Source organism: Leifsonia sp. fls2-241-R2A-40a, assembly GCF_030209575.1.
Taxonomy (GTDB): Bacteria; Actinomycetota; Actinomycetes; order Actinomycetales; family Microbacteriaceae; genus Leifsonia.
The window spans coordinates 991,738-1,006,804 of sequence record NZ_JARVRS010000001.1 but is presented as its reverse complement, the minus strand read 5'-3'; the positions used below and the strand labels follow the sequence as shown (position 1 = coordinate 1,006,804).

General features: G+C 68.5%; 13 protein-coding genes, 2 tRNA genes and 1 pseudogene. 11 read left to right on the top strand and 5 right to left on the bottom strand.

Annotated features, from left to right (window positions below; translation table 11 throughout):
- Nucleotides 1-4 precede the first annotated feature (4 nt).
- From QRN40_RS04975 to QRN40_RS04965, 3 genes and pseudogenes are all read right to left on the bottom strand, one after another.
- A complete protein-coding gene (locus tag QRN40_RS04975) occupies nt 5-1,765 on the bottom strand; it encodes a glycoside hydrolase family 13 protein (protein ID WP_285117441.1) in 1,761 nt (586 codons plus the stop codon).
- 54 nt (nt 1,766-1,819) lie between these two features.
- Nucleotides 1,820-2,821 (bottom strand): annotated as a pseudogene (locus QRN40_RS04970) (LacI family DNA-binding transcriptional regulator); the annotation flags it as partial.
- Nucleotides 2,822-2,968: 147 nt separating this feature from the next.
- Nucleotides 2,969-3,811 carry a pentapeptide repeat-containing protein gene (locus QRN40_RS04965; RefSeq protein WP_285114394.1) on the bottom strand — a complete coding sequence of 281 codons (843 nt, stop codon included), beginning with the start codon at nt 3,809-3,811 and terminating at the stop codon, nt 2,969-2,971.
- A gap of 109 nt (nt 3,812-3,920) precedes the next feature.
- On the opposite strand from QRN40_RS04965, the gene QRN40_RS04960 reads away from it, so the two are divergent.
- The 4 genes from QRN40_RS04960 to mgrA all read left to right on the top strand — a co-directional run bounded on the left by QRN40_RS04960 (nt 3,921) and on the right by mgrA (nt 6,487).
- Entirely contained in the window at nt 3,921-4,877 is a 957-nt protein-coding gene (locus tag QRN40_RS04960) for an aldo/keto reductase (RefSeq protein ID WP_285114393.1), read from the top strand.
- A 118-nt stretch (nt 4,878-4,995) separates the two neighbouring features.
- Nucleotides 4,996-5,067, top strand: a tRNA-Thr gene (locus tag QRN40_RS04955).
- A 32-nt stretch (nt 5,068-5,099) separates the two neighbouring features.
- Nucleotides 5,100-5,173 (top strand) — tRNA-Met (locus QRN40_RS04950).
- A 282-nt stretch (nt 5,174-5,455) separates the two neighbouring features.
- On the top strand, nt 5,456-6,487 hold the full coding sequence (gene mgrA, locus QRN40_RS04945) for an L-glyceraldehyde 3-phosphate reductase (protein ID WP_285114392.1): 1,032 nt from the start codon (nt 5,456-5,458) through the stop codon (nt 6,485-6,487).
- A gap of 172 nt (nt 6,488-6,659) precedes the next feature.
- Here mgrA and QRN40_RS04940 read toward each other — a convergent pair whose 3' ends face one another.
- Both QRN40_RS04940 and QRN40_RS04935 read right to left on the bottom strand, forming a co-directional pair.
- The gene (locus tag QRN40_RS04940) at nt 6,660-7,325 is read right to left on the bottom strand and encodes a TetR/AcrR family transcriptional regulator (RefSeq protein WP_285114391.1); all 666 of its coding nucleotides are present in this window, start codon (nt 7,323-7,325) and stop codon (nt 6,660-6,662) included.
- A gap of 14 nt (nt 7,326-7,339) precedes the next feature.
- Nucleotides 7,340-8,038 (bottom strand): SDR family oxidoreductase, encoded by a 699-nt coding sequence (locus QRN40_RS04935; protein ID WP_285114390.1) that lies wholly within the window; start codon nt 8,036-8,038, stop codon nt 7,340-7,342.
- A gap of 79 nt (nt 8,039-8,117) precedes the next feature.
- On the opposite strand from QRN40_RS04935, the gene QRN40_RS04930 reads away from it, so the two are divergent.
- From QRN40_RS04930 to QRN40_RS04900, 7 genes are all read left to right on the top strand, one after another.
- Nucleotides 8,118-8,621 carry a winged helix-turn-helix transcriptional regulator gene (locus tag QRN40_RS04930; RefSeq protein ID WP_285114389.1) on the top strand — a complete coding sequence of 168 codons (504 nt, stop codon included), beginning with the start codon at nt 8,118-8,120 and terminating at the stop codon, nt 8,619-8,621.
- Nucleotides 8,622-8,717: 96 nt separating this feature from the next.
- Nucleotides 8,718-9,206, top strand: a complete 489-nt coding sequence (locus QRN40_RS04925) for a heme-degrading domain-containing protein (RefSeq protein WP_285114388.1) — start codon at nt 8,718-8,720, stop codon at nt 9,204-9,206.
- A 12-nt stretch (nt 9,207-9,218) separates the two neighbouring features.
- Nucleotides 9,219-10,265, top strand: coding sequence for a LacI family DNA-binding transcriptional regulator (locus QRN40_RS04920; RefSeq protein WP_285114387.1), 1,047 nt, complete (start codon nt 9,219-9,221; stop codon nt 10,263-10,265).
- A 179-nt stretch (nt 10,266-10,444) separates the two neighbouring features.
- Nucleotides 10,445-11,482 carry a BMP family ABC transporter substrate-binding protein gene (locus tag QRN40_RS04915; RefSeq protein ID WP_285114386.1) on the top strand — a complete coding sequence of 346 codons (1,038 nt, stop codon included), beginning with the start codon at nt 10,445-10,447 and terminating at the stop codon, nt 11,480-11,482.
- Between the two features lie 37 nt (nt 11,483-11,519).
- Complete coding sequence (locus tag QRN40_RS04910; protein ID WP_285114385.1) at nt 11,520-13,070, top strand: ABC transporter ATP-binding protein; 1,551 nt, start codon at nt 11,520-11,522, stop codon at nt 13,068-13,070.
- Complete coding sequence (locus QRN40_RS04905; protein ID WP_285114384.1) at nt 13,063-14,142, top strand: ABC transporter permease; 1,080 nt, start codon at nt 13,063-13,065, stop codon at nt 14,140-14,142. The genes QRN40_RS04910 and QRN40_RS04905 overlap by 8 nt, the downstream gene beginning before the upstream one ends.
- Entirely contained in the window at nt 14,135-15,043 is a 909-nt protein-coding gene (locus tag QRN40_RS04900) for an ABC transporter permease (RefSeq protein ID WP_285114383.1), read from the top strand. The genes QRN40_RS04905 and QRN40_RS04900 overlap by 8 nt, the downstream gene beginning before the upstream one ends.
- Nucleotides 15,044-15,067 lie beyond the last annotated feature (24 nt).

The window sequence follows — 15,067 nt, the reverse complement described above, 5'->3', positions numbered from 1 at the left end:
CGGCTCAGATCAGCCAGGCCGTGGTGTCCCGCGGCAGCATCCCATCCTCCAGTGCACCGCTCACGAGGAGCAGCTCGCCCTCGGGCAGACCGACGGGCTCCGTGCCGAAGTTGACCACCACGGTCACGTCTCCGGAACGGAAGGCGAGCGTCTCGCCGCCCAGGTCGATCCACTCGGGGTTCTGGAACGCGAGGTCGTGCCGGCGGCGCAGCTCGAGCGCATCCTGATACATGGTCAGGGTCGAACCGGGCACGCCCTCCTGCGACGTCCGCGTGTACGCGGCCCACGTCGCGGGCTGCGGCAGCCAGCTCGCTGCGCCTGGGCCGAAGCCGTAGGACGCGGTCTCGCCCTCCCACGGGATGGGGACGCGGCAGCCGTCGCGCCCGTAGCGCTCGCCGTTGGTGCGGAACCACGTCGGATCCTGGCGGGCCTCATCGGGGAGGTCGATCGCTTCGGGCAGACCCAGCTCCTCGCCCTGGTAGAGATACGCGGACCCCGGGAGCGACAGCATCAGAGCGGTCGCCGCACGCGCGCGGTGCAGCGCGAACACCGGGTCCGGCAGCCCCTGCGACTTCGGCCCGATCCCGTGTCCCTGCAGGTTCTCGCCCTGCAGCGCCAGACGAGTGGCGTGGCGGACCACGTCGTGGTTCGACAGCACCCAGGTGCTCGGTGCCCCGACGCTGCTGAAGGCCGCGATCGAGCGGTCGATCACGCTGCGGAGAGCGGACGCGTCCCACGGAGTCTCCAGGTACGCGAAGTTGAAGGTCTGCTGCATCTCGTCCCGCCGCACCCAGCGGGCCAGCTTGTCCAGCGGCTCCACCCAGGCCTCGCCGCAGAGCACGCGGTCGCCCTCGTACTCCTCCAGGACCTTGTGCCAGTCGCGGTAGATCGCGTGGACGCCGTCCTGCGCGAAGTACGGCGGAGTGGGCGGGTCCTGGTCGGCGTGCGCCGCGATCTCGGGTTCGAGCGGGATGCCGCCGGTCTCCAGAGTCGGTGCGCCGCCGCCCATACTGCCCATGTTGGCGGGCGGTGTGTAGTCGGGCAGGCCCGCCTCCTTCACCATGCCGTGGGCCACATCCACGCGGAAGCCGTCGACCCCGCGGTCGAGCCAGAAGCGCAGGATGTCGCGGAACTGATCCCACACCCAGGGGTTCTCCCAGTCGAGGTCCGGCTGCGACTTGTCGAAGAGGTGCAGGTACCACTGGCCGGGACGGCCGTCCGCCTCGGTCACGCGCGTCCAGGCCGCGCCACCGAAGATCGACTCCCAGTTGTTCGGCGGCAGGTCGCCGTTCTCGCCTTCACCGTCGCGGAAGATGTACCGCGCCCGCTCGGGGCTTCCGGGACCGGCGGCCAGCGCCTCCTGGAACCAGACGTGGTCGCTGGAGGAGTGGTTCGGGACGATGTCGATGATGACGCGGAGGCCGAGGCTGTGCGCGTCGCCGAGCATCGTGTCGAAATCGGCGAGCGTACCGAAGCGCGGGTCGACGTCGCGGTAGTCGGAGACGTCGTAGCCGCCGTCGCGCTGCGGCGAGGTCTGGAACGGGGACAGCCAGACGGCGTCGACGCCCAGCGCCCGCAGCGCGGGGAGCCGGCGCGTGATGCCGGGGAGGTCGCCCATCCCGTCGCCGTCCGAGTCGGCGAAGGAGCGCGGGTAGACCTGGTAGATCACGGCGGAGCGCCACCACTCGCGGCCGGGGGCCGAGGGCGAGAGCGCTGAGCCGGGGGTCGTTCCGGGGACGGGGGTCGTTGTGACGATGGTGGTCACCTCGTGTTCGTTTCGATTCGGTGGTGGACAGGGATGGACGGCGGTGCTGGCCCGCACGATGAGGTCCGCCGGGGCGGTGTGACTGATGGGCTCGGGGCGTTCGTCGCCGGCGGCCCGACGCGGGAGCTCCAGTGCGGCGAGCAGCAGTGCCGCGGCGTGCTCGCCCTGCCCGACGGGATGCTGGGCGACGGTGCTGAGGCCGAAGAAGTCGGCGAGCGGATGGTCGTCGATCCCGATGACCGAGACGTCCCGCGGAACGTTCAGCCCCAGGTCGCGGGCGGCGAGGATGGCGCCGATCGCCATCTCGTCGGACGCGGCGAAGATCGCGGTGGGGCGGTCGTGGGGCGAACCGAGCAGCTGCTTGGCCGCGTCGTATCCGCCGGGGATCGTGAAGTCGGACGCCCGGTGCAGGCTCTCCTCGACCGGGAGCCCCGCATCCCGCAGCGACTGCTCGTAGCCCGCGCGCCGGCTCGTCGGGATGTGGAAGTCGAGGTCGAACTCGTGCGAACCGCCGATGTGGGCGATCCGGCGGTGGCCGAGCGAGATGAGGTGGTCGGTGGCCAGGCGCGCGACGGCGACGTCGTCGATGGTGAGGGTGCCGACTCCCGGCAGGGGGCCGCCCACGCCGACGACGGGTTTGCCGATCGCGAGGAGGCGGCCGACTTCGTCCGGGGCCAGTTCGAGCGAGACGGTGAACACCGCATCCACTCGGTTGCGCAGCAGGTGGTCCTCGAACACGCGACGGCGTTCTTCGCCGTCACCGCTCAGGTTGTAGAGGGTGAGGTCGTAGCCGCGGCGCAGCAGTACACGCTCGGCGCCCTCGATGACGGAGGTGAAGAACCAGCGGTTGAGGTGCGGGACGACCGCGCCGATGTTGCGTGTGCGCCCCGAGGCGAGGCTCGAGGCGTCGGACGACACGACGTAACCGAGGCGGGATGCCACCTGCACGACGCGGGCCCTGGTCGGTGCCGATACGGGCCCCTTGCCGCTGAGCGCACGCGAGACGGTCGCGGTGGAGACTCCGGCGGCCCGCGCGACGTCATCGATGCCGGGCATGCCACCTCCTGCGGAATCGCTCGTGGTGGAAGCGCTTGCTTCCGCCAGTGCCGCGGATGTGACCGTGCACAGGGGGAGTATAGCGAGTGGGCTGGAAGCGTTTGCACGTGTTACGTGCGATCGGTGCTCGGGCTCGGTGCTCGGGCCTCAGGTCCAATGGGCGGGGCGGCCGAGGGTCGCGGGCAGGCGGGTGCGTCGGTCGCCCTGGGCGGCGTTCACCTGCACCTGCGTGAGGTAGATCGCGTCGCGCAGCTCGGCGCCGTCCAGACGGGCATCGCGCAGGTCGGCACCGATGAGCTCGGCCCGCGACAGGTCGGCGTCGCGCAGGTCGGCGGCGATGAGGAGGGCGCCGCGCAGTTCGGCACCCCGCAGATCGGCCCCGCGGAGGTCGGCGCCGAGGAGGTCCGCTCCGGGGCGGATGCGCGACCGCGCCCCCCGGATCGGCCCGGTGCCGATGTCGCCGACTTCGCGCGCGAGCCGTGCTGCCTCGCGGAGCAGCTGGGCGGCCGGGGCGCGGACCTCTTCGATGTCGGCCGCCAGGATCTCGGCCGGGGGCGCGTCCGCGATCGACCGCACCTCCGCGCGAGTGCGCCGGAGTGCGGGATGCAGGCGTTCCGCGGCGGGCAGCGCCAGCGCCTCCTCGACGAACCACAGAAGCTCGTGCAGCTGGCGCATGAGCGGGAAGACCGCGAACATCGCGTCGCGAGTCTGCGCGTCATCCCGCCAGCTCGCGCCGTCGAAGGTGTGCTGCGTGACCTGCTGACCGGCGCCGAAGCAGTCGAAGACCGTGCATCCCTTGAAGCCGCGTTCGCGGAGGTGGGGATGGATGCGGCACCGATCATCCCCGTCGAGGTTGACGCAGGGGTCGCCGGCCGGCTTGTCGAAGGCGAAGTCGGCGGAGCGGGCGAAGGCGAGCGCGACACAGCAGAGGCCCACGCAGCGGGAGCAGTCGGCTCTGAGCTCGCGGCGGGGGTCGTCGGCGGTTCGCACCCGTCCACAGTACGTGCGGAGCCCCATCTTTCCACACCCTCAGGGAGAGCCGGAATAGGTGTCGGACGACCGCGTTACCGTCAGAGACACGCAACAGAAGGAGATCAGCATGACTGCACCGCGCCGCGCCATCGGTTCGTCCGACCTCGAGGTCTACCCGCTCTCGCTCGGGGGCAACGTCTTCGGCTGGACGGCCGACCGAGAGACCTCGTTCGACGTGCTCGACCGCTATGCGGCGGCCGGCGGCAACTTCGTCGACACGGCTGACGGGTATTCGGCGTGGGTTCCGGGCAACACGGGCGGCGACTCGGAGCGGATCCTCGGCGAGTGGTTCGACGCCCGCGGCAACCGCGACCAGGTGGTGCTCGCGACGAAGGTCAGCCAGCATCCCGAGTTCAAGGGCCTCGCCGCCGACAACATCCGCCGCGCGGCGGATGCGTCGCTGGAGCGCCTGCAGTCCGAGTACATCGACCTGTACTACGCGCACTTCGATGACGAGACCGTGCCGCTGGAGGAGACGGTCGCGGCGTTGTCCGGACTGGTCGACGCCGGGAAGGTCCGCTACATCGGCATCTCCAACTACTCGCCCGAGCGCATCGAGGAGTGGTTCCGCATCACCGAGCGCGAGGGCCTGCACCGCGCCGTCGCACTCCAGCCCCACTACAACCTGGTCGAGCGGGCGTACGAGACGAAGTACCGCCCGATCGCCGAGCGCGAGGGCCTCGGCGTCATGCCGTACTTCGCCCTGGCCGCCGGCTTCCTCACCGGCAAGTACCGCGACGGCGTGACCGTCGACAGCGCTCGCGCCGGCGGCGCGGCCAAGTACCTCGACGAGACGGGCCGCTCGGTCCTCGCCGCCCTCGACGAGGTGGCCGCCGCGCACGACGCGTCGGTCGCATCCGTCGCTCTCGCCTGGCTGGCCGCCCAGCCGACGATCACCGCACCCATCGCGAGCGCTCGCACCATCGAGCAGCTGCCTGACCTGCTGGCCTCGGTCGAGCTGGAGCTGTCCCGCGACGAGCTCGAGGCGCTCGACGGCGCATCGGAGGCCGCGAAAGCCGCCTGACCCAGGGGGACGGCGCCGGGCGTCCTGGGCGCCCGCAATGGTACGGAGCACACCGCGCTGGATGGTATCCTCGTACGGTTGCCGAAAACGTCTGGCCCTCCGGCCGGCGCCCGGTTACGCCCCCTTAGCTCATTGGTAGAGCACTTCCTTGGTAAGGAAGAGGTAGTGGGTCCGATTCCCACAGGGGGCTCCGTCTCCCGTCTCGCGACGTGGGGATGCCACGGCGGGGTAGCTCAGGTGGTTAGAGCACACGGCTCATAATCGTGGTGTCGCGGGTTCGAGTCCCGCCCTCGCTACGTAGGTTGAAAACACCGGGAACGGCGGCTGATGAACAGCCGCCGTTCTTTGGTTTCCAGAGCGATTCGGACGCAATTTCATTCCGCGGACGCGTGCCCAAGCATGCGTCGTACCGTTTTGAAGTTCACTCGCGCCGGGTGCACTGGCCGTCCAAAAAAGAGACTTGACGTCATACGTATAACACGTTACTCCTCGGTAGAGGGAGCGCAGCCGTCGCCGGCTCCCGGCCGATGTCGCGGGGTTCCGCGTCGGCCTGTGATCAATGCAGAGAGGATTGCAGATTGTCTGATTTTGTTGCTGCTGGTGATCGTTATGAGGAGATGCCGTTTCGGCGGGTAGGGCGGAGTGGACTGCGGTTACCGGCGGTGTCGTTGGGGCTGTGGCAGAACTTCGGAGATGTGACGTCGATAGAGTCGCCGCGGGCGATCATTCGGCGCGCATTCGATGCGGGTGTGACGCACTTTGATCTGGCGAATAACTACGGGCCTCCGGCGGGGAGCGCGGAGATCAATTTCGGGCGGATCCTCGCTGGGGACTTCCGGGGGTATCGGGACGAGCTGATCATCTCGACGAAAGCCGGCTACGACATGTGGCCCGGACCGTATGGGGAGTGGGGATCGCGGAAGTACCTTCTTGCGAGCTTGGACCAGTCGCTGAAACGGCTGGGCGTCGACTATGTCGACATCTTCTACTCGCACCGGTTCGACCCGGACACCCCGCTGGAGGAGACGATGGGGGCGTTGCAAACGGCCGTGGCCTCCGGCAAAGCGCTGTATGCGGGGATCTCCAGCTACTCCCCGGCCCGCACCAGGGAAGCGGCGCACATCCTGGCCGAGCTGGGCACGCCGCTGCTGATCCATCAGCCGTCGTACTCCATGTTCAACCGATGGATCGAGAACGAGCTCATCGATGTCGCCGACGACCTGGGCGTCGGGATCATCGCCTTCTCTCCGCTCGCCCAGGGGCTGCTGACCGCGAAGTACTTGAACGGCGTCCCCGCGAACTCGCGCGCCGCCGCCAATAACGGATCGATGCGGCACGCCTTCCTGACCGAGGAGAACCTGGAGCACGTCCGGGCGCTGAACACGATCGCCGAGGGCCGCGGTCAGACACTGGCGCAGCTCGCGCTGGCGTGGGCACTGCGACGCTCGACCGTGTCCTCCGTCTTGGTCGGCGCTTCCAGCGTCGCCCAGCTCGAGGACAACCTCCGCACCACCCGCAACCTCACCCTCACCCCAGACGAGCTCACCGAGATCGACAAACACGCCATCGACCTCGGCCTCAACCTCTGGCAACAATCCAGCGAAAGCTGAACTCAGGTATGGCCAGCGATCAGCGTGCGCTGTCCGAGCAGTGATTCCTCATGCGAGCAGGCGTGGCCGGAGCGCGTACAGGAAGCGTTCGTCATGTCTACGGCAACCTCGGCGAGGATATGGCCTGCCGCGAGTCCAGGCACCGCGCGGACCTGATTGCAGGCAGGGCCGACTACTTCACGGGCTCATTCAGCGGAGGCGCTACGTCCTTCGTCCCCGTGGCGGTGTCCAGCAGGTGCACGACGGCCGACCGTGCGCTTTCGGGGAACCCGGAGTAGAGCGCGGCGTGGGCCGCGGCGCCGTCGAACATCAGGGTGAACTGCTGGGCCAGTTGGTGCGGGTGGTCTGCACCCGCCGCGGTCGCTTCACGCTCGAAGTAGGCGGTGTAGAGGTCCTTGTAATGTCGTGCGACCAGCACGGCCGGATGTTCTCTGCTGCGGACCTCGGTCGCAATGTTGACGAAGGGGCATCCGTAGTACTCGTCGTCTGCGATCTCCGAAAGGGCGTCGAAGACGTCGAGGATGCGTTGACGCGGCGTCCTGGCGCCGTCCGGGTCGAAGAACTGCGCGAACACGGTGGATCCGACCTCGTTCAGTGTGGCGGCCACCAGCGCATCCTTCGTCTGGAAGTGCTGATAGAGAGAGCGTTTGGAGACGCGCGCCTCCTGTGCGATGCGATCGACTCCCACGGCTCCCACGCCGTACCGGATGAAGAGGTGCGCTGCCGCCGCGAGGATGCGTGCTCGCGGTGGCAGCTGCCCGGGCCGATGCCTGTCCGTGCCTGCCCCACGCCGCCGGGTGAGCGGGGGAGGCACTTCGGGGAGATGCGGATTGCTCACTGTGCCGGGTCCTCCTACGACAGGGCCGGGTACAGGGCGGCTACTCCGCCGGGGAGCCCCGCGCGGATGCTCCGGCTCTGCTCGTCGGCGAAGACCTCGAAGAGGCGGTTCTCGATGGCGTCGACGGCGAGACGCGCGACGTCCGCCGGGTCCTCCTTCGGGGCGTCGAACACTCGGGAGAAGTCCGTGTCCATGAGGGCGACGTAGAGTCCGCCGACCCGGGTGCCCTGGCCGGCGAGATCCTGGCGGAGACCGTCGGTCAGGGACCATTGCGCCGCTTTGGAGGCGCTGTATCCGCCGATGAAGGGAACGTTGAGCCAGGAGTACGCGGACAGGATGTTGAGCACGTAGCTCTCCCCGTGCTCGCCCAGCTGCGGTGCGAAAGCCCGCGTGACGCCAAGGGTACCGAAGAAGTTGGTCTCGAACTCGTGGCGGATGTTGGCGAGCTCGCCGCCCAGCAGCGAGGATCCGGTGACGACGCCCGCGTTGTTCACCAGGATCGCTGCGTCGCCAACAATGGCAGCCGCGGCGGAAACGGAGGCCGGGTCGGTGATGTCCAACTGCACGGGCGTGACGCCGGCGAGATCGACCGAGTTGACGTTGCGGGCTCCGGCGAAGACGTTCGCACCCCTGTCGCGCAGTTGCTGGGCGATGTGCCGCCCCAGTCCGCGATTCGCTCCGGTAACCACTGCTGTCGTTCGTTCGAGCTTCATTTTCCGCTCCTCCATCTGAGTCGTTTGATCCAACCTAGCTCACCTCAGTGGGTTGCAACAACTCAGGTACACTCGAACGATGGGAGCTCTACCGGAGGACGACACCTGTTCCATCGCGCGGAGCCTGGGCGTGCTGGGTGAACGATGGACGCTGCTGATTATTCGTGACGCCCTGGAAGGCTTCACGCGGTTCCAGGAATTCCGCCGCAGTCTCGGGGTAGCCGCAGACGTCCTGACGGCCCGGCTCACGATGCTTGTGGAGCACGGCGTGATGGTCAAGGTCGACTACCAGGAGCCCGGCGAGAGACGTCGTTCCGAGTATCGGCTAACCGAGGCCGGCGCTGAGCTGTTCGTCGCCCTCTCGGCGTTGCAGCAGTGGGGCGACCGCCACGTCCCCGCCGATGCGGGCCCGAGCCTGACGCGGGTGGATGCGGAGACGGGGGCGTCCGTGCACGTCGGCTTCATCGGAGAAGACGGAAGGGAGCTCCCGCCCGACCGGGTCGAGCTCAGGCCGACGGCGTCGTATTCCCCGCTGCGGCGACAGCTGCAGGAGGAGCGGCACGCGCGCAGCGCTGCACGCTGAACGCGTCCGGCGGCCGCCGCCGCCATAGTAGGTTCGTCACATGACTCGTCCCGAAGCGCTGAGAGACGGCTCCGTCGATTCGATCGGTGCAGCATCATGAGCGATGCCGAGGAGCTGATCGCGGTGCTCGAGGCACACGAGCGCGAACTCCAATTCGAGCGGATGGACCACGATCTCGCGTGGGAGCTCGGGACGCACCTTCGCGACCGTGCGGCACAGGCGGGACTCGGGATCGTCATCGACGTCGCCCTCGGCGAGCAGGACGTCTTCCGCGCGGCGCTCCCCGGGACGACCGCGCACAACGACAAGTGGATCGAGCGCAAGAAGGGTACGGTCCGCGAATGGGGCACCAGCACGTACCTCGCCGGTCTGCGATTCCCGCTCTACAACCCGCCCTTCTCGCTCGAGACGGCACCCTGGGTAGACGCCCGGCTCTACTCGGGCAGCGGGGGAGGGTTCCCGCTCACGGTGCGCGGGGCCGGCGTGGTGGGCACCATCGCGGTCAGCGGTCTCCCGCCCGAGCTCGACCACGCCTTCATCGTCGAGTCGTTGCGCGACTTCCTCCGCCGCCCGGCGGCCGATTAGGAGTCCATTCGAATGACGCAGGTCGACCCGCTGCCGCATCTGGCGCGCCGTGTGACCTCCATCGACGTGGCCAGGGCGGCCGGCTGCTCGCAGGCAGCCGTCTCGCTCTGGGTCACCGGCAAGCACGAAGGCCGGCTCAGCGATGAGCTCCAGAAGCGCATCGCCAAGGCCGTCGCCGACCTCGGCTATGTCCCGAATCGCACCGCCCGCCGGCTCATCGCCGGGTCGTCGCGATCGGTGTCGTTCATCTTCCCGGGATTCTCGTATCACTTCTTCGGGTCGATCCTGGAGGGCGTCGGGGGAGTGCTCGACGACGCGTGGGAGCTGACGTTCCACGATTCCCGGCCGGGCCGTGCCCATCCCGACCGGCCCAACGTGGTCAGCAGCTCGGTGTTCGCGGATACGACGGGCGTCATCCTGGCCAGCCCGTCCGCCGCCGAAGTGGAGGCGATCGGGAAGGTGGGCGCTGCCGCGGTGCTCGTCGACTCGCCCGAGGCGCCCCCGGGCGCCTCCCGGGTGAGCTTCGAGCTCGAGGGAAGCCTTCGGGAGGTGGCGGAGCATCTTCATCGTCTCGGCCATCGTCGCGTGGGCTATGTGTCCTTCGTGGCCAATTCGCTCACCCTGGCCAGCCGCCGGGCCGCCGTGGTCGCCGCCTTCAAGGCGCGCGGGCTCAAGGTGGTCGGACCCGACCTGCGGTTGGAGAGCCTGGACATGGTGGCCATCGCCGGACGGTTCGCGCAGAAGTGGCCCGAATGGCGGGCTGCGGGCGTCACAGCGGTCCTATGCGCCGACGATCGTCACGCATTCGGGGTCATCCGGGCCGCTCGGGAGATGAACCTGCTGATTCCGGACGAGCTCTCGCTCGTCGCGTTCAATGACACGGATGCGGCGGCGATCGTCGACCCGGCTCTGAGTTCGATCCGCTTGCCGTCTGTGGCGATCGGGGCTGCCGCCGGCCAGGCGCTCAAAGACCTTGTGACGGAGGGGAACGTGCGAGAGATCGCGGTGGCCACGCAGTACATCCCCCGGGCGTCGACCGGGATGGTGACCATCCCGTAGAGTCTCGCGCGGCTCTTCGAAGGGCACAAAGATCTTCGCGTTATACGTATTGCGTTATACGCATAACGTGAATAGCTTCGTTCTCACTCGGATGAAACGGCGCAGCTCAGCCCGATGAATGAGCCCCATCCCCGCGCCGCTTCTGCCTCCTGAGTTCAACGAGGAATAGGAGCACCACAGTGACCAAGAAGATTCGGATGGCGGCCACAGCGGTCGCCGCCATCGCCGTCGCCTCGCTCGCTCTGAGCGGCTGCTCGAGCAGCGCAGGGGGAGAGGCGGGCGGCAAGAAAACCGTAGCGTTCGTCTCCACCCAGGCCGCGGGTGACGATTCGGGCGTCGACGACCTCGTCGCCGGGCTGAAGAAGATCAAGACCGCGGACGGCGTCAACACCAAGTACGTCGAGTCCACCGACCCGTCCGGCTACGAGAGCTCGATCCGCAACGTGGCGCAGTCGGGCGCGAACGTGATCGCGGGGGCGTTCCCCGACATCACGAACGCGCTGAACGGCGTGGCCCCGGACTTCCCCGACACGCAATTCGTCCACATCTTCGCCGACCCGCCCAAGAAGGCGATCCCGAATCTCACCACGGTGAGCTTCGACGTCTACAAGGCCCTGTACCTGTCGGGATACGCGGCAGGCACCCTGACGAAATCGAACACGGTCGGGTGGATCGGCGGCGCCGGCTCGCCGCTCCTCTACGCGAACTACCACGCCTACAAGGCCGGCGCCGAGGCCGCGAACGCGCATGTGAAGGTGCTGAGCGGCATCGTCGGCTCCTTCTCCGACCCGTCCAAGGCTCGTGACATCGCGCTCGGGATGATCTCCCAGGGGGCGGACCTGCTGCAGACCGACGCCGGTGGCAGCTCGGTCGGCATCATCCAGGCGGCCGCCACCGCCAACGCCCTCGTCTTCACGGACGCCTCCGCCTCGGTCGCTCAGCAGAACCCGAAGACGGTCGTCGGCCTGACCTACTTGCGGTTCGGCGACGCCCTCAAAGAGGCCGTCACCCAGATTCTGAAGTCCGGCAAGTCTCTCGGCACCTACGCCGCGTCGCTCGACAAGGACCTGGTCGGGGTGCAGATCGCCGACAGCTTCCTGAACGGCGGTTCCGACCGTGCTGCCGAGGTGAAGGCTCTCCAGCCCAAGCTCGACGAGCTGAAGAAGAAGATCGTCGATGGCTCCGTGAAGGTGCCGTACGACACCGACGGCATCTGACGCCGTCGCGCAACCCACCCATCCCTCCGCTGAAACGATGAGGTCATCCGTCATGCTCGGCCCCCGTCTCGACGTCACAGACGTCACCATGAGGTTCGGCGACTTCGCCGCCCTCTCCGATGTCAACGTCAGCTTCGAGCCGGGGGCCGTCCATGCGGTCGTCGGTCAGAACGGTGCAGGCAAGACGACCTTCGCCCGCGTCGTCTGCGGGCTCTACGAGCCTACGGACGGCACGGTCTCGCTCGACGGCGACCGGCTCCAGGCCGGAGATGTCGTGGGAGCACGGAAGCAAGGCGTCGACATGGTGCACCAGCACTTCAGTTCGCCGCCGTCGATGACGATCGCCGAGTGCCTGGAACTCTTCGCCGCCGACCCGAAGCCCCTTTACTCGCGCCGGAAGCTGGAGCGGCACTGGCAGCGACTCGCCGACGAGGCAGGCCTCGGGCTCGATGTGCGCACCCGCGTGCGCGACCTGTCGGTCCCGCAGCGCCAGTCGCTGGAGATCACGCGAGCCCTGGTCGGCGCCGCCCGGGTGCTGATCTTCGACGAGCCCACCGCCGCCATTCCCGCCAGCGAGATCCCCGCGCTGTTCGAGCGCATCCGGGGTCTCGCCGCACAAGGTCTCACCATCATCGTGGTGCTGCACAAGCTGGCGGAGGTGTTCGCCGTGGCCGACACGGTGACAGTGCTCGAGAAGGGCAGGGTCTCGCTTCCGTTGACTCCGGCCGGCGAGCTCACGCCCGAGACGGTGGCCAAGCACATCATCGGCAGGCAGGCCGCCCACGACGCGGTGGAGGTCGTCGACAGCGGCGGAGTCAGTTACAGCTCTGCAACGCCGCCGGCCGACGCCGAGCCGCTGCTGCGGGCCACCGGCCTGTTGACGAAGGACTCCTCCACGGACGCGGCCCTCGCCGGCATCGACCTTGAGCTGCGTCCGGGCGAAATCGTCGGGATCGCCGGGGTGGAGGGAAACGGCCAGCGCTCGCTCGTCGAGGCGATCGTCGGTCTCACGCCGGTCACGGGCTCGCTCACGCTCGACGGGAGGGAGATCGGGAACATGCCGGTGGTCGGTCGCCGCCGGGCCGGAGTCAGGGCCGTCCCGTTCGAGCGCAATCTCGAAGGGGTCAGCTCGACCAGCCCGCTCTGGGCCAACGTCGCTATCTCCGACGTCCTCATGCAGACCAAGAGCTTCATCAACCGGTCCAAGCTACGCGCGGCGGTCGCCGCACGCCTGGACACCTGGAGCGTCGCGTACCGGTCGGTGGACCAGTCCGCAGGGCAGCTCTCCGGCGGCAACGTCCAGCGTGCGATCCTCGCCCGCGAGATCGACGAGCACGCTCGGCTGGTCCTCGCCGCCCAGCCCACCCGCGGGCTCGACATCGGCGCCATCGCCTTCGTTCAGAAATCACTTGCCGACATCGCCGGCCGCGGGGGAGCGGTCCTCCTCGTCTCCAGCGACCTCGACGAACTCCGCGCGCTCTCGACGCGGATCCTGGTCCTTCGCGGCGGCCGCATCGTGGCAGAGATGCCGCCGACCGCCTCCCTCATCGAAATCGGAACGGAAATGGTCGGTGCGGCTCATGCATAGGCTCTCCGCCTTCGGGCGCTCGGCGGCGATGGTCATTGCCGCCTTCGCCCTCGGCTCCCTCGTCTTCCTGGTCTCCGGCTACAACGTCTCCTCCATCTGGAGCGGGACCGTGCAGGGCGCCATCTCGGCCCCCGGCGCGCTGCAGAACACGCTGCGCTGGACCATCCCGCTTGTCATCGCCGGACTAGGCGTGCTGGTGTCCTTCCGCGCCGGGTTCTTCAACGTCGGAGCGCAGGGACAGATATACGTCGGCGCCCTCACCGCCACCGTGGTGGGTCTCGCCGTCCCCGCGCCCGGGCCGTTGCTGAGCGTGCTCTGCGCGCTCGCCGGCATGGCCGGCGGTGCGGTGTGGGCCCTGATCGCGGCCGTGCTGAAGGTCGTGTTCGGCACCGACGAGGTGCTCTCCACGCTGATGCTCAACTTCATCGCCGTGCTGCTGGTGCAATACGTCGCCGGCGGCCCGCTCCGCGACAAGGCCGGGTCCAGCGCCGTCGCATCCACCACGGCACTCCCCCAAGACGCCCGAGTCTCGAACGGGCTCGGCGTCTCCCCGACACTGCTGATCGTCGCCATCCTCGCGGTCGTCCTGGTCTGGGTGTGGGCGTCCTCCACCCGCAGCGGCCTGACCACCGAACTGCTCGGCCGTAATCCGGTCGTCGTCCGATGGCAGGGTGCTTCCTCCGGCCGGCTCGCGTTCGTCTGCTTCGGCGCCGCGGGCGCAGCTGCCGGACTCGCGGGCAGCCTCGACGTGCTCGGCCCCGCCGGCCGGCTCGTCGCCGGTTTCTCGCCGGACATCGGCTTCACCGCCGTCCTCGTCGCCCTGGTCGGCATGCTGACCGTGCCGGGCGTGGTCCTCGCCGGACTCCTCTTCGGGGGCTTGCAGGCCGCCCTGCAGTACCTCCCGACCGTCTCCGACATCCCCCGCTCGGCCCTCGACCTCATCCAGGGGCTGATCGCCGTGCTGATCACCCTCCAGGTGCGCAGCGTCTGGCGGAAGCGAGCCCGCGTCCCGAAACCCGATCAGAACGCAACCGAACCTTCCCCGACAGCAGCGGAGACAGCAGATGTATGAGTTCCTCGCCACCGCAATCCGCGACGCAGCCCCACTTCTCTGGGTGGCGCTGGGCGGCCTCCTGGCCTACCGGGTCGGCGTGTTCAACCTCGGTCTCGAAGGCCTCATGGCGATCGCCGCGTTCACCGCGGTCGCCTCGGCCAAGGCCACGGGCAGCATCGCCCTGACCTTGCTGATCACGGCGGCCGTCACCGTGGCCGTATCCATCGTCTACTGGCTCTGCATCACCATCCTCAGAGGCGACGTCATCATCGTCGGCATCGGCCTGTCGACAGTCGGGCTGGCGCTCACGGTGTTCATGCTCAACGTCTTGTATGGCTCCCAGGCGACCGCGACCTCGCCGGTCTCGCTTCCCGAGCCCATCCCCTCGACGGCCCGTGGTGGCCCCATGCAGGTCATGGCGGGCATGTCCATCCTGGTATGGATCCTCCCTGTCGTCGCCCTCATCGTCTGGGTCGTGCTCCGCCGGACCCAGGCCGGGCTGGTCATGAACGCAGTCGGCGAGTTCCCCTTCGCAGCGCGCAGCGCCGGTCAGTCGCCCACCACGGTGCGGTTCTGGGCCATCGCCGCAGGAGGCGTCCTGATCGCGATGGGCGGCGCCGAGCTCTCGCTCGGCGGCCTCAACTCCTTCAGCCAGGACATGACCGCCGGCCGAGGCTTCCTTGCCTTCTCCGCCCTCATCTTCGGTGGAGGCACGGTGTGGGGAGTCGTGGGAGCGTGCGCTTTCTTTGGCGTCGCCAACGCGCTCGGCATCCTCGCTCAGGTCCAGGGCTGGAGCCTGCCGACCGAGTTCCTGCTCGCCATCCCCTACATCCTCACGATCCTCGCCGTGACCGTCGCCGCTTACATCACCAAGCGCGCCGGCGGGAACATCGCCACTTTCGCGGAACTCCGCGACTGACGCACCGCACAAGAGAAAGACAGC

Excerpts from the sequence above, each read along its gene's own strand:
- QRN40_RS04960 (WP_285114393.1), top strand. The coding sequence starts at position 3,921 with ATGACTGCACCGCGCCGCGCCATCGGTTCGTCCGACCTCGAGGTCTAC.
- QRN40_RS04935 (WP_285114390.1), bottom strand. The coding sequence starts at position 8,038 with ATGAAGCTCGAACGAACGACAGCAGTGGTTACCGGAGCGAATCGCGGA.
- QRN40_RS04930 (WP_285114389.1), top strand. The coding sequence starts at position 8,118 with ATGGGAGCTCTACCGGAGGACGACACCTGTTCCATCGCGCGGAGCCTG.
- QRN40_RS04925 (WP_285114388.1), top strand. The coding sequence starts at position 8,718 with ATGAGCGATGCCGAGGAGCTGATCGCGGTGCTCGAGGCACACGAGCGC.
- QRN40_RS04920 (WP_285114387.1), top strand. The coding sequence starts at position 9,219 with ATGACGCAGGTCGACCCGCTGCCGCATCTGGCGCGCCGTGTGACCTCC.
- QRN40_RS04910 (WP_285114385.1), top strand. The coding sequence starts at position 11,520 with ATGAGGTCATCCGTCATGCTCGGCCCCCGTCTCGACGTCACAGACGTC.
- QRN40_RS04905 (WP_285114384.1), top strand. The coding sequence starts at position 13,063 with ATGCATAGGCTCTCCGCCTTCGGGCGCTCGGCGGCGATGGTCATTGCC.
- QRN40_RS04900 (WP_285114383.1), top strand. The coding sequence starts at position 14,135 with ATGTATGAGTTCCTCGCCACCGCAATCCGCGACGCAGCCCCACTTCTC.